Origin of the sequence: Campylobacter avium LMG 24591, assembly GCF_002238335.1 — a bacterium.
Taxonomy (GTDB): domain Bacteria; phylum Campylobacterota; class Campylobacteria; order Campylobacterales; family Campylobacteraceae; genus Campylobacter_D; species Campylobacter_D avium.
This window is the reverse complement of the sequence record NZ_CP022347.1, coordinates 1474754-1488172: the sequence shown is the minus strand read 5'-3', so window position 1 is coordinate 1488172 and position 13419 is coordinate 1474754. Positions and strand designations below refer to the sequence as shown.

11 protein-coding genes are annotated in these 13419 nt (G+C 33.3%); 6 read left to right on the top strand and 5 right to left on the bottom strand.

Going from position 1 to position 13419, the window contains the following annotated elements; genetic code table 11:
- The first annotated feature begins 121 nt into the window (after nucleotides 1-121).
- The 3 genes from CAV_RS07455 (at nucleotide 122) to CAV_RS07445 (ending at nucleotide 4320) form a co-directional block, all read left to right on the top strand.
- The gene (locus CAV_RS07455) at nucleotides 122-2230 is read left to right on the top strand and encodes a methyl-accepting chemotaxis protein (RefSeq protein WP_094325897.1); all 2109 of its coding nucleotides are present in this window, start codon (nucleotides 122-124) and stop codon (nucleotides 2228-2230) included.
- A 329-nt stretch (nucleotides 2231-2559) separates the two neighbouring features.
- Complete coding sequence (locus tag CAV_RS07450) at nucleotides 2560-3552, top strand: isopenicillin N synthase family dioxygenase (protein ID WP_094325896.1); 993 nt, start codon at nucleotides 2560-2562, stop codon at nucleotides 3550-3552.
- 9 nt (nucleotides 3553-3561) lie between these two features.
- Nucleotides 3562-4320 (top strand): MetQ/NlpA family ABC transporter substrate-binding protein, encoded by a 759-nt coding sequence (locus CAV_RS07445; protein WP_094325895.1) that lies wholly within the window; start codon nucleotides 3562-3564, stop codon nucleotides 4318-4320.
- A gap of 141 nt (nucleotides 4321-4461) precedes the next feature.
- On the opposite strand, the gene CAV_RS07440 is transcribed toward CAV_RS07445, so the two are convergent.
- The 5 genes from CAV_RS07440 to CAV_RS07420 form a co-directional block, all read right to left on the bottom strand.
- Nucleotides 4462-6831, bottom strand: coding sequence for an autotransporter outer membrane beta-barrel domain-containing protein (locus CAV_RS07440; protein ID WP_157676356.1), 2370 nt, complete (start codon nucleotides 6829-6831; stop codon nucleotides 4462-4464).
- A gap of 786 nt (nucleotides 6832-7617) precedes the next feature.
- Nucleotides 7618-8613: a dihydroorotase gene (gene pyrC / locus CAV_RS07435; protein ID WP_094325893.1), complete on the bottom strand. Its 996-nt coding sequence runs from the start codon at nucleotides 8611-8613 to the stop codon at nucleotides 7618-7620.
- Nucleotides 8603-8857: a helix-turn-helix domain-containing protein gene (locus CAV_RS07430; protein ID WP_094325892.1), complete on the bottom strand. Its 255-nt coding sequence runs from the start codon at nucleotides 8855-8857 to the stop codon at nucleotides 8603-8605. The genes pyrC and CAV_RS07430 overlap by 11 nt, the downstream gene beginning before the upstream one ends.
- Nucleotides 8854-9207, bottom strand: a complete 354-nt coding sequence (locus CAV_RS07425) for a diacylglycerol kinase (protein WP_094325891.1) — start codon at nucleotides 9205-9207, stop codon at nucleotides 8854-8856. Before CAV_RS07425 ends, CAV_RS07430 begins: the two co-directional genes overlap by 4 nt.
- Nucleotides 9204-10748 carry a phosphoethanolamine transferase gene (locus tag CAV_RS07420; protein WP_094325890.1) on the bottom strand — a complete coding sequence of 515 codons (1545 nt, stop codon included), beginning with the start codon at nucleotides 10746-10748 and terminating at the stop codon, nucleotides 9204-9206. Before CAV_RS07420 ends, CAV_RS07425 begins: the two co-directional genes overlap by 4 nt.
- Before the next feature lie 96 nt (nucleotides 10749-10844).
- On the opposite strand from CAV_RS07420, the gene CAV_RS07415 reads away from it, so the two are divergent.
- The 3 genes from CAV_RS07415 (at nucleotide 10845) to dsbI (ending at nucleotide 13407) form a co-directional block, all read left to right on the top strand.
- Nucleotides 10845-11603, top strand: coding sequence for an exodeoxyribonuclease III (locus CAV_RS07415; RefSeq protein WP_094325889.1), 759 nt, complete (start codon nucleotides 10845-10847; stop codon nucleotides 11601-11603).
- A 108-nt stretch (nucleotides 11604-11711) separates the two neighbouring features.
- A complete protein-coding gene (gene dba / locus CAV_RS07410; protein WP_094325888.1) occupies nucleotides 11712-11879 on the top strand; it encodes a disulfide bond formation protein Dba in 168 nt (55 codons plus the stop codon).
- Nucleotides 11880-11889: 10 nt separating this feature from the next.
- Nucleotides 11890-13407 carry a disulfide bond formation protein DsbI gene (gene dsbI, locus CAV_RS07405; RefSeq protein ID WP_094325887.1) on the top strand — a complete coding sequence of 506 codons (1518 nt, stop codon included), beginning with the start codon at nucleotides 11890-11892 and terminating at the stop codon, nucleotides 13405-13407.
- The last annotated feature ends 12 nt before the right edge of the window (nucleotides 13408-13419 follow it).

The following is a 13419-nucleotide window of genomic DNA, read 5'->3' as shown; positions in this document are numbered from 1 at the left end:
AATTTAAATATTTTTTAAACAATAATATTTCTATAAGTATTATTTTAATACAATCTACCAATTTTTTTCACAAAAATTTGTTTATTTAGATTTCCACATTATTAACAAAGAAAGGTGAGGTATGTTTTCGAGATTAAGTATTGGCACAAAGCTGATGTTTTCTGTTGGTTTGACTGTTGTCATAGGTCTTTGTATCTTGGTGGTGGTAATTACTACTAATCTAAGTTCTAGCATGGTTAAAAAGGCCGAGATGATAATTGAGGAGCAAACTTTTGCTTATGCTAACTACGCTAAGGGCTTTTTTGATGAGCTAATATCTGTTGTAAATAATAGTGCAAATGTTTTAGAGAGTGTGTTCGCTTCAAGCAATATAAACGACATATCACTTCAAAGGCTTTCTAATGTGATTTCCTCGGTGGCTGACTCTGGTTATCATATTTCTTATTCTTTTTTCTATATTTTAAATCCTCCTTCGCATTTTAAGCAAAATCCTTTATTTCAGACAAGCAATGGTAAAACCATAATTTTGTTTGAAAATCAAAGCATTAACACAAAAGGAGGCATAGCAGCCGTAAAAAGCACAGATGAAATTTCATCTCTTGATTCTGTTGTAAAAGTGATAGAAAATGCCAGCAAAGCAAATTCTAGTCAAATCTCAATATCTAAGCCTATGCGAATGACTATGAACAACAAAACCTTCGTGGGCAGCTCCGTTGCCTCTGCTGTTTATGGAGAAAATAATGAGCTAATAGGCGTTATCGGCGCTATTTTGGACTTTGCCATTATAGATGAGGTGTTATCAGATCCCAGTACCTTTAATTTTGAAAACGAAGCGAGAGCTTTCTTGTATCAAGATGGAACAGTAGGACTTCACCTAAACAAAGACTTGCAGCTAAGCAAGCTACAAGATAGGATAGATAAAGATAAAAACAAAGAAGCACTTTTGGCTATGGCTGAGAATGAAACAGGGGTGCATGATTATACAACCTCAGGCGGCATTGATTCTTACCTAAGCATACATAGCTTTGGGCTTGAAAATAACAGCTCTAGGTGGATGATGCTAGTCTCAGCTCCTAAGAGCGCCGTTTTAGCCGAGCTTCATTCTTTGCAAAAGATAATCATAGCACTTTCGCTTGTTGTTTTACTTGCTATCTTGCTCATAGTTTATTTCTTTGTTAGAAAAACTGTCTCAGGGCGTCTCCCAACCATAGTGTTAGCCCTCGAAAGATTATTCAAATACATAAACCACGAAGTAAATAACATAGAACCTATAAAGATAAGAGCTAAAGATGAGTTGGGTAAAATTGGCTTAATGATAAATGAGAATGCTAAAAACACTCAAAGAGCCTTAGAAAAAGATTCAAATTTAGTAAAAGAAGCCCTTGATGTAATTAATCACACAAGAGGAGGACACGCAACTAGAAGAATTACCTTACAAGGATCAAATCCTCAACTAAATTCATTAAAGGATTCAGTAAATCAACTCTTAGATTTATTATCAACAGCAATAGGAAATGACTTACCAGAATTAAACAGAGTGTTTGATAGCTTTGTAAAGCTTGATTTCTCAACTGAGGTAAAAGAAGCTAAGGGTAGAGTTGAAATAGTAACAAATACCTTAGGTGAAGAAATAAGAAAAATGCTAAAAACCTCAGCCTCCTATGCAAACAAACTCTCAACCAGAGCAGATGAATTAAAAGAATCTATGCAAAAACTAACAGATGGTTCAAAAGCTCAAGCAAACTCACTTGAACAAAGTGCAGCTGCAGTAGAAGAAATAAGCTCATCCATGCAAAACATCTCAGGTAAAACAGAAGATGTTGCAAGACAAGCTGATGATATAAAATCAATAGTAGAAGTTATAAAAGATATAGCAGATCAAACAAATCTACTTGCCCTTAATGCAGCCATAGAAGCTGCACGTGCAGGAGAACATGGACGTGGCTTTGCTGTTGTTGCTGATGAAGTAAGACAACTTGCAGAAAGAACAGGTAAATCCTTAAGTGAAATAGAAGCTAATATAAATTTATTAGTGCAATCAGTAAATGAAGTAAGTGAATCTATAAGAGAACAAACAGCAGGTGTTACTCAAATAAATGAAAGCATAGCTGAACTTGAAAGTGTAACTAGAGAAAATGTATCTGTAGCTAATGATACAAACTCAATAACAGAAGAAGTTAATACCATAGCCTCTGATATATTAACTGATGTTAATAAGAAGAGGTTTTGAAAATATAAAGGAGGGTGAAGGCCTTCCTTTTAGCTACTTTTCGTAACACAAAATAATATTTTTAACAAATTCACAACGATTTTAAGTTTAAATTTAAAAGATACTCTCTAAATTTACAAGAAATAAAAAAGAAAGGACAAATATGAAGCTGATGTGCCAGATGTGTAGTATCTAGTGCGTCCTTTGGCTTAAGACATTACTTTCCAAAGGTCCAAAAGAGGTGGATAAGGAAGTGTGATGTTAAAAGCAAATTTTCTTATACAAAGTCTTTCTTAACAAAATTCAAAAACTTTCTTATCCTTAAAATTTATAATTTTTAAGGAGAAACGATGACTTTACCTATACTTTACTTGGATGATTTTGAAAAAAATCAAGAACAATTTTTAAAGGACTTAAGAAACATAGTCTCTACTATCGGCTTTTTTTATCTTAAAAACCACGGCATAGATGAAAAACTTAGTAAAAAGCTTTTCACCCTAAGCAAAGACTTTTTCGCCCTTTCAAGCAAGCAAAAAGAAGAAATTTCTATGATACATTCGCCACAATTTAGGGGCTATTCTAGCGAGGGAGGAGAATACACCGCCGGAGCCAAAGACTACAGGGAACAAATCGACATAGGCACGGAAAGAGAAGCTTTAAAATGGGATTTAAGCTCGCCTTTGTGGCAAAGACTTGAGGGGCCAAATTTATGGCCTAAACAGGTGCCAGAGCTAAAAGACACCTTTTTAAAATGGCATGAGCAAACGCAAAATGCTTGTCTAAAACTTTTAAGAGCCTTTGCAAAAGCCTTAAATTTAGATGATGCCGACGCTTTTTCAAAGCTTTATGGCAGGAATTCTTACGAGCATTGTAAATTACTTCGCTACCCAGCACAAAGTGGTGAGAGTAATCAAGGCGTAGGCTCTCACAAAGACGGAGGACTTATAACCTTTGTCTTGCAAGAAGAACAATCGGGACTACAAGCCTTGATAAATGGTAAATGGCTTGATGTGCCGCCGTTAAAGGGCAGCGTGGTGGTAAATATCGGCGAGTTTTTGGAGCTTGCCACAAATGGCTACTTAAAAGCCACCATTCACAGGGTAAATTTAAGTCCAAAAGAAAGATTTTCTATAGCTTATTTTTTAGGAGTGCAGCTTGATAAGGATATACCTATCTTTGATATAGGAGAACTAGCAAAAGAAAGCAGTGGCGTTGATACTGACCCTAAAAACCCTCTGCTAAGAAATGTGGCACAAAATTATTTTAAAAGAATGATTCGCTCGCACCCTGATGTGGCCAAAGCTCATCATAGTGATTTGATAGAAAAATTTAGTTTTGCTTAAGGAGAAAAAATGAGAAAAATATTATTGCTAAGTACGCTTTTACTATCTTTTAGTTTTGCAAACACTCTAAAAGTGGGAGCTTCTATAACTCCTCATGCTGAAATTTTGCATTTTGTGAAAGACAAGCTTAAAAGCGAGGGCATTGATTTGCAAATTTTTGAGATAAGCGATGATGTGATAAATAACGCAAAAGTTGATAGTGGCGAACTTGACGCGAACTATTTTCAGCACGAGCCTTTTTTGCTTGAATTTAACAAGGCAAAAGGCACCAAGCTAGTAAAGGTAGCTTCCATACATATAGAACCTATGGGGGTTTATTCAAGCAAGCACAAGAGCTTCGAGCCTAATGACAGGGCTATCATCTCTATACCAAACGATCCTACAAATGAAAGCAGAGCCCTAAGAATAGTAGAAAGTGCAGGGCTTATAAAGCTGAATGATAAGGAGTTTGTAACTCCGCTTGACATAGTGCAAAATCCTAAAAATCTCAAATTTATAGAGCTTAAGGACGCACAACTGCCAAGGAGTTTGAGCGATGTGGATTACTCGCTTATAAATAGCAATTTCGCCTTACAGGCAGGGCTTTCGCCGGCTACAAATTCGCTTTATACTGAAAATAAATACAGCAATTACGCAAACATAGTAGCGGTAAAAAAAGGCAAGGAAAATGATACTAAAGTATTAGCCCTTATAAAAGCTTTGCAAAGTGATGATGTAAAAGAATTTTTAAAGGAAAAATACAAAGGCGCGGTGATACCGGCATTTTAAAATAAATCAGCCTAGTCCTAAATTTAGAACTAGGCTATCAAAAAACCAAAAAGCCCAACCAAAAGCTAGACCAAACAAAGAATTTATCAAAGACCTTTAGTCTTTGATTTATATTAAGCCCTTAAAACTAAAGTAGAAGTGTTAAAACTCCCACCTAATCCCAACTTGTCCACTTATAAAAGAATCAGCATTATCATATACTCTTTTTGATATAAGACTTTTAGCAGCTAAGGACAAGTTTAAAGCTAAACCATCATTATTAAGATCAACCTTACCTCCTGCTAGTATTTGAGCATAGGTTCTATTCTTATTAACTTCTTTAGTATCTATAGTAATGACATTATTAGACCCAGCCACAACTACATTATAAAAAGAAGCATCATTACTTGCAAAATGTTCTATCTTAGGTCCTATGAAAAAGAAAGAATTTTCATTAAAATATTGTTTTAAACCTATACCTAGATCAAATGATATTGCAGAAGCTGCATAAGATTTATGCTCTAAAGAAAAATCAGACCTTGTATTATAAGCTGGAGTATAAGTATTATAATAATTAACTCCTATAAAATGCTTTATAGATGTTCCTCCATTATCAGCTAAATCAACTACCTTACCTACAGAAGCTGATATTGTATAATAGTTTCTTGTAAAAGATGAAGAAGTATCATATGAACCTAGCATATAATTTTGCTTAGCAGGATTAAAACCAAAATTTGCTTTTAAATCAAGTTCCATATTATTAGCAAAGTTTTTATTATAATATAGTCCTAATTGATATGATTTTCCCTCTTCATTTATAATACTATCTTTTAAATTTACATCTGCATATGTTAGATAAAGTCCTAGTAAGCTATCATCAGATATTCTTTTATCAAATCCTAAACTTCCTCCTAATACAGAAGCAGAATTACTATTAAGTATATTCTTACCACCAAAGAAATTTGCCCATAAACCATTATCTGTATTATTTATAAAAGTAGCATATGTTCTTCCTGCTTCATCATATGCCATATTACCCATCTTTTCTTCATCACTTTTATAAGGATTTTTAAGATAAACCATTCTTGCATTTATAGCTGCTTCATTGGTTAGATTTATTATTTGTTGTTGAGATGAGATTGCTGAGTTTGAATTTGCTATGCTTTTTGCTGATTTATTAATACTACTTGCTACTTCTGCTTTGTGGGATGGGGAGTTTAGCATTTCAAAGATTACATAGTTTTTTAGTCCTGAATTTGCTATGTTTTTATCTATAAGATTAGTGCTTAGCTCAAGTATTTGTTCATCTTTTATAAAAAGGGAGTTGTATTCTTTTAGGGCTTGTTGTTTGGCTTCACTCATAGTGCTTGAGGAATTTGAATTTAAAACACTGTCTGTAGTTGAATTCAAACTTGAATTTGTATTACTCGCATTGCCACTTAAAGAACTTGAATTCACTTGTGAATTTGAGTTTGTATTGGCTTGGCTATCTTGGGTATCTGTTGCATCAGCATTTAAAAACTTATCCAAAGCTTCTATTTGGGTGTTTATGTCGGCTATTGCCTTTTCATACTCAGATTTTATGTTGGCATCATTACTTATATTGTTTAAATTCTCTAATTCTGCTAATAAAGAATTTTGCAAGTAATTTCTCTTAGAGCTTAAAAACTCATCCATATTCCTAGCTTTCTCACTTAAATCACCATTTATAAAGACATAAGAAGGAGAATTTTCATTTCTTTCATAGCTTACTGTGTAGTCTAACAAGGGCTTTAAATTTATAGTGCTTTGAAAGCTTTCCAAATTTATATCCTTATTACTTAAAATTTGTTGATAAGGAAGATGTAAAAAAGCAGTTGCTTCATTGTTTAAACTCATAAAGTCATCAGAAAAGCCTTTATTTGCCTGTAAAGCTATGAAATTATTTAATTTTACATTTTTTATATCAGTAATGCTATTAGAAAAAAATATACGAAAATTACCCGGTGTTGTTTGGTTAAGATACTTATTAACTCTTGCAATCTCTCCATTTACTATAAAATTTGAATGAGTTCTTGAGCCATCATTTTCAAAATTTACAATAATGGGTATAGAATTTGGATTATTGCCATTAAGTATCAAATCCCCACTTATATAAACAGAGCCTTCTTTGCCTAAGGAAAATCTTGCAAGATGATTATTTTCTAAGAAATCATCAGCTATGCTTGATTCTTGGTATCCAGGCTCTTGGTGCAGAAAATCCACATACTTCGCATCCAAAATACTTTGTGTTCTTATTTGAAAGTCTATGTTGCCTATTCTAAGGTAATCTGATGTATAAAGACGAGGATTGTAAACTGTTCTTTTATACCCGCTGTAAGAGGAGATGCCTTCATAAATGGCTATGGCTTCATTTCTTATCTTTTTTAAATCAACTAGAAAAATAGTCTTTTCGTTTGCAGGGATATTAAAATAAAAAGGCAGAGAAAAATCCATATCCAGACCTTCAGCTATAATCACATCTAAACGAGGACTAGGATATTCAGGTATCATTTCTAAGACGTTTTTTCCTGATCATATATTAAATTATCCGGTAATGAGTAATCACCTGGTCTTACTGTTATGTAATCTGCATAAATATTAGAATACAAAATAGCACAAGCTACAAATGAAAATGTAGTGTTTTTAACAATATTTTTTATAAACATAAATATCTCCTTAAAATTTATCTAAAATAAAAATAAAATTTGATTTAAAAATACAAGACTAGATAAAAACCAAAGGCAACTATATACAAAAAAAACGAAAAATGCCTTTAAAATACCAAGATAAAGGACTTTAAAAGCATTTTAAGCCAAATTTTTGGTAAATCAATGGCAAATGAAGCCAAAAATTCTTTAAAATTCTTTGGAATTTTTTCAAAATTTTAAAAGAGACTGTATAGAAAAGTAACAAAATTTCTAGATAAATTTTTATCTTTCTAAGAAAATTTGATTTAAGCTACTTGTAACAAGATTTTAATTATGATTATTTTAATGTTTAAGGCGACTAACTTGAGGCTTTAGCCGAAAGGAGGTTGTGATGGTAGAGATTATCGCGTTTACGATAGTTTTGACCGCATTAGTCTTAGCTCTTAAAAGCTAAACTAATGCTAATATTTTAAACAATCTGTTTTAATTATAGATTCGTCCTGCTTAGTCCTTGCTTAAACAGATAAATAAATTTTTTAAAGCCTCAATTGTGTAGGACGGATTGAGGCTTGGTATCTTTTTAAGTGCTTTAGTTGTGTATTTGCTTATAGATATAAGAGATGCTCTTGTAGATAATAAAAACTAGCATTTAAAGGCTAGTTTTAAACTCTAAAATTTCATTAGCCTTAAAGGGCACTACATCGCCATACTTGCTAGGAATTTGCCATTTTTCTTTTTTAAGACTTATAATCTTGTCTTTTTCAAAGCTTAGCTTGTGAATTTTAACAGCATTATCACTTATGAATTTTTGCAAATTTTCTTCGTTTGAGTGCTTAGTAAAAAGCTCACAAAGCAAAGGCAGGGCAAGTGGTGCTGAAAATACCCCTGCCGCACAGCCGCAGCACTCTTTCTCGCTTAGAGGATGGGGCGCACTATCGCTTCCAAACATTACCTTTTCGTGTCCTGCAAAGGCTAATTCGCACAAGGCTTCCTTATCTTCGTATCTTTTTGCTATGGGTTTGCAAAAAAGATGTGGATTTAACTTCCCTCCTAAAACATCATCAAGAGTTAAGATTAAGTGATGAAGCGTTATGGTGGCGTATAAATTCTCATACTCTTTTAAAAGCTGACATAATCTTTTTGTGGTGATATGCTCCATAACTATCTTTAAATTTGGAAAATTCTTAGCCAAATTCTCATAAATTTTTGCAAAATTTGCTTCTCTATCCATAACGAAATCATTTGTTTCACCGTGTATTAAAAGCGGAATTTCAAGCTCACTCATCGCTTGTAAAGTGCCTTTTAAGCTACTTATATCAAAATTTGCTATGCCAGAGCTTGAATTTGTAGTAACTCCAGCAGGATAAAGCTTTATAGCAAAGATATGCTCTTTTGCCTCTTTTAAAAAATCATACTCATAATTTTGATAAAAAAGCGTCATTAAAGGACTAAAGTCCTCTGTACCACAAGCACTGATAATTCTTTGCTTATACTCTTTTAAGGACTTTATGTCACAAAGTGGGGGGATTAAATTTGGCATTATAACAGCTGCCTTAAAATCCTTAGCAGAAAAGGGTGCAACAAGTTTAAGCATAGCATTATCTCTTAAGTGTAAGTGCATATCCAAAGGGTTTTTAAGCCTCATTTTTATCTCCTAGCAAAAGTTCGTAAAAGCCATTTTTATGCTTTTTTAAAATTTTATTTTCTTCTAAGAATTTAAAAGCGTTTATTACGGTTGGTTTGCTTAAATTTAAGTCCTCGCAAAGGCTGTCTATCTTAGCGAAAATGAAATTATTCTCATCGGCTATTTTACATAAAAACTTAAAAAGTTTAAACCTTTTCTTGCCAAAAATTTTTTCACAAAGCCTTTCTACTTTCTCATCTTTCATAACAATCCTAAAAGCACAAAAAACCAAGAAAAAAGCGCAAGTAAGACAGAAAAAAACACAGCCGCACTAGCGCAGTCCTTAGCTATCTTAGCCTTTGTTTTAAACTCCTCAGTTACTAAATCCACACAGCTTTCTATGGCTGAATTTAAGGCTTCTACTATGAGGATTAAAAACAAAACAAAGGCTAAAAATAAATGCTCAAGCAAACTTAGGGGCAAAAAGAAATTTAGAATTAAAGCAGGTATGATGACTAAAAGCTCAAGCCTAAAAGCCATCTCGTATCTAAGCATAGCTAAAATGCCCTCAAGTGCGTATCTAGCGTTGTTAAAAAATGAGTATTTTGGCTTCAAGGTTTATCCTTTCTTAAAAAATCATACTCTTTTTCATAAAGTGCAGAGCTTATGGAAAAATATCCCAAAAGAGTGCTAAAGATATTATCGTGCGAAAGCTCTAAAAATTCGCTTTTTTTAGCAGTTTGTAGCAAGGTTTCATTAGAGCTATAAAAAAGCATAGGAACCTTAGTTTGCGTATCCGGCGCCATAAAATACGGCATAGAATGCAAGTAAATTCCATTTTCACCTAAACTTTCTCCATGGTCTGACACATAAAGCAAGGATACTTCATAGTCTTTTTGACTTTTTAAACGCTCAATAAGTTCTTTTAGTATGAAATCCGTGTAAAGTATGGTGTTATCGTAAGTGTTTATAAGCTCATCACTAGTGCATTTAGAAAGCTCGTTTGTATCACAAGTTGGCTTAAATTTCTTAAATTCATCAGGATATCTTTTGTAGTAAGCAGGTCCGTGCGAGCCCTGCAGGTGCAAAATGATGATATTTTGCTTATCTAAATTCTTTAAAGCGGTGTTAAAATCATCCAACAAAGCTTCATCATAATCAAAACTCCTCATAAAGACATTTTGTTTATCCAGCCTATCGCAAACGCCCTGACAGCCGCCAGAGTTATTAGAAATCCAAGTGATTTTAAGCCCTGTTTTTTCAAAAATGTCTAAAAGATTTTCAGCATACTCAAAGCTTTGATAATCTTTTCTTTTTGACTTAGAAAACATGCAAGGTAAGGATATGGCAGTTGCGGTGCCGCAAGATGAAACAGAGTTAAAATACACCAAGCCATTTATCTGCTTTGTGTAAAAATTTGTATCATTTTTTTTATATCCGCTAAGAGAGAAATTCGCTGCTCTAGCGGTTTCGCCCAAGACTAGAACGAGTATTTTTTTACTTGTATTATCCTCTTTAAAGGCGTCATTAGATATGATTTCAAGCTCTTTTTTGGTACGAAGTTCAAGTTGATAGCATCTCATAAGAGCGTAAATTTGATAAAAAGGCGCGTTATACATCTTTAGATAGCTATGCACCCTAAAAAATGGCACATAGGTTTTGCTAAAAGGCATGAAAAAGCATAAAAATAACACAAAGGCAAGCCCTATGCTAGAAAGCCTGATGAAAATATGTTTTTTAAAACTAGGATAGACAATTTCTAGCTTAAAGATGAGATAAGATAAAAACAAGGCCAAAAGTATAAACAAAAAAGCCTTTAAGCTTAAAAGGTCTAGCACCTCTTTTTTGTCTGTATTCATGGCGTTTTTTATCATGGTAGGGTCTATTAAAACCCCGTAAAAATGCAAAAAATAAAAAGAAATAAGACTAGTTATAAGAAAAAGTATGAGAAAAAATTTAAGCACATATCTAAAAAACAAGATAGCCAAGATGATGTAAGCTAAGCAAAAATAAGACAAAAATAAAAAAACCGTTAGTAAAAATTTATCTTGCGAAAAATTCTCATAAGCTATAAAAAAAGCCTTGAAATTTATAAGGCTTATCGCAAGGGTGCTAAGAAGTGTCAAGCTTAGCCAAGAAATTTTTAGTTTAAACATAAATTTTCCTTAAAAAAGTTTAAATTATAAAGTTTAAAGATTAATCAAAAATTATGTTAAGATAAGCATTTGACTTAAAGTATAGTAAGGATTTAAATGAAATTTATATCTTGGAATGTAAATGGACTTAGAGCCATTTGCGATAAAAATGCACTTGAGTGGTTAAGGGATGAAAAGGCTGATTTTGTAGGCTTTCAAGAGGTTAAGGCTAGTGAGGATAAATTCCCAAAGGATATTTATAATCTTGGCTTTGAGCATATAAACTACAACTGCGCTAAAAGAGCAGGGTATTCTGGCGTGATGAGCTTGAGTAATTTTAAAAGCGAGGTTTTTAAGTGCGAATTTGCTCCTGATGATGAGGGCAGGGTTTTAGAACATAGATTTAAAAATATAGCTCTTTTTAATATTTATTTTCCAAATGGTCAGCAAAATGAGCAAAGACTGCAATACAAGATGAAATTTTATGAGGATTTTTTACTCTATCTTAAAAAGCTTCAAAAAGAAGGTCTTGAAGTGATAATTTGTGGGGATGTAAATACCGCACATAAAGAAATAGACCTAACACACCCAAAGGCAAATGCAAAGACATCAGGCTTTTTGCCTATAGAAAGAGCTTGGATAGATAGCCTTTTAGAAAATGGCTTTTTAGATACTTTTAGAATGATAAATGGCGATGTGAAAGAAAAATACTCGTGGTGGTCGTATAGGGCTAGAGCTAGGGAAAAGAATGTGGGCTGGAGGATTGATTATTTTTTTATATCAAAGGGGCTTGAGAGTAAGTTAAAAGACGCCTTTATAAGAACTGATATTTTTGGCTCAGACCACGCACCTGTTGGCATAGAGCTTGATATTTAGTTGGCCTTTTAGATGATTTATTTTTAAAAAAAGTTATTATATTTAATTTTTTTGCTTCATTTTTTAAAATTTGCACTATAATTTCTTTTTATTTTTTAAGGAGATTGTATGGAGTTTTTAGAACTTATTTTGGTTTTAATCGCCCTCATCTTAATCATAAAAAAGCCAGAAAAGGAAAATTTGGCCTTTGCTTTGGTTATGATTTCGTGGGCGATGATGGTTTTTTTGTACGTTGGGCACAAAAGCTCAGGACTTTTAAGTGCTATGAATTTATAAAGGTGACGATATGAAAGAACTTTGCAAAGTTAAAAATTTTTATTTTTTACTGTCTTTAGCCGCGTTTTTAATCATACTTTTACCTGTTGGCATAGCTAATATAGTCTTTGGTTATATGATGGGTGATAGCCCTTGCTATCTTTGCTGGGGACAAAGAGAGGCTATGATTTTCATAGGTGTTGTAGCCTTTTTTATAGTGAGGTATGGTTTTAAGGGAAAATACATAGCCGCTTTATTGCTCATTAGTGCTGTTGGCTTGTATCAGTCTTTTTTACACTACGGAGCACACGCACATAGGGATTTAGACCAAGGTTTTTCACTGCAGGTTTTTGGAATTCACACATATTTTTGGGCTGAGGTGGTGTTTTGGTTTGTTATTATATTTTTAGGAATTTTATTTCTTTTAGTGCCTAAATTTAGCGATTTTGACAAGGAAATGAACGGCAAAAAATACAGAGATTTTAGCAAAACTGGCTTTATCTTTGTTATCATAAGCAGCATTATAGTAGCTTCTAACGCCTTTCAAGCCTTTGTTAGCACAGGCGTACCTCCATACATAGGACAAGGAGATCCTGTTAGATTTAGCCTAAACCCTAAATATGTGATTTGGAGCACAAATGGCTGGAAAGGCAATTGGCAAAACATTTCATTCTTAGGCAATAGGGATGTGAAAGCTCCTGATTACGCTTTTGCACCGGCTAGTGAGAAGCTTGGCATTAAATTTGACAATGACTCAAACAACTCGCCTTTTGCTAGCATAGACCAAAAATTAAACATCATAAGCGAGAAAAAGCTAGAATTTGACAAAGCTATCAATACTATTGCTTACATAAATAACGAATTTGTGGCTTCTTCTAAGTGGTCTGTGTATTTTTTAAATGATGATTTTTCTGTGAAAAGCGATTTTGAGCTAGACCCTTATTTTTCGGCCACGATAGACCCTATCATAGGCATAATACCTTACCTACAAGATAAATTTATGCTAATGGGTTCAAACAAGAGCTATCTAAGATTTGCTAAAAATGAAAATGCAGATGAAGTCTTGCAGTATGCTGATTTTATCAAGGGTGCTGATAAATTTGAGGGACAAGGCGATAAGCTTGGTAGAGGAAGACTAGATACTGTTCGTGCTAAACTTAATCACACAGCAAGCATGACAAGCGATGATAAATATTTTTATCTAGCAACCGTGCCAAATAACAAAAATGCTAAGAAATTTGTTATTTCTAAATTTTTACTAAGCGATAGAGTTTTGTCTGCTGAATTTACACCAAAGGCGAATTTAAAAGAAGGCAGCACCTTAGGAGAGCTTTATATAACATCTATGACTTATAAAGACGGCTTAATTTACGCCCTTAGCAAAAATCACAATGTTATAGCTGTAATCGACCCTAACAAAGAAGAAGTTGTAAAAACAATCTCTTATCCTGATAGTATAAAAAATGCTAGAAGTATCTTTTTTAAAGATAATGTCTTGCACATAATGTCTTATCAAGATTCACAAAACATACTTTACACCTTAAAGTAAAAGCCTTCATTA

Coding starts and splice junctions, on each gene's coding strand:
- CAV_RS07445 (WP_094325895.1), top strand. CDS start 3,562: ATGAGAAAAATATTATTGCTAAGTACGCTTTTACTATCTTTTAGTTTT.
- CAV_RS07420 (WP_094325890.1), bottom strand. CDS start 10,748: ATGTTTAAACTAAAAATTTCTTGGCTAAGCTTGACACTTCTTAGCACC.
- pyrC (WP_094325893.1), bottom strand. CDS start 8,613: ATGAGGCTTAAAAACCCTTTGGATATGCACTTACACTTAAGAGATAAT.
- dba (WP_094325888.1), top strand. CDS start 11,712: ATGGAGTTTTTAGAACTTATTTTGGTTTTAATCGCCCTCATCTTAATC.
- dsbI (WP_094325887.1), top strand. CDS start 11,890: ATGAAAGAACTTTGCAAAGTTAAAAATTTTTATTTTTTACTGTCTTTA.
- CAV_RS07430 (WP_094325892.1), bottom strand. CDS start 8,857: ATGAAAGATGAGAAAGTAGAAAGGCTTTGTGAAAAAATTTTTGGCAAG.
- CAV_RS07455 (WP_094325897.1), top strand. CDS start 122: ATGTTTTCGAGATTAAGTATTGGCACAAAGCTGATGTTTTCTGTTGGT.
- CAV_RS07415 (WP_094325889.1), top strand. CDS start 10,845: ATGAAATTTATATCTTGGAATGTAAATGGACTTAGAGCCATTTGCGAT.
- CAV_RS07450 (WP_094325896.1), top strand. CDS start 2,560: ATGACTTTACCTATACTTTACTTGGATGATTTTGAAAAAAATCAAGAA.
- CAV_RS07440 (WP_157676356.1), bottom strand. CDS start 6,831: ATGATACCTGAATATCCTAGTCCTCGTTTAGATGTGATTATAGCTGAA.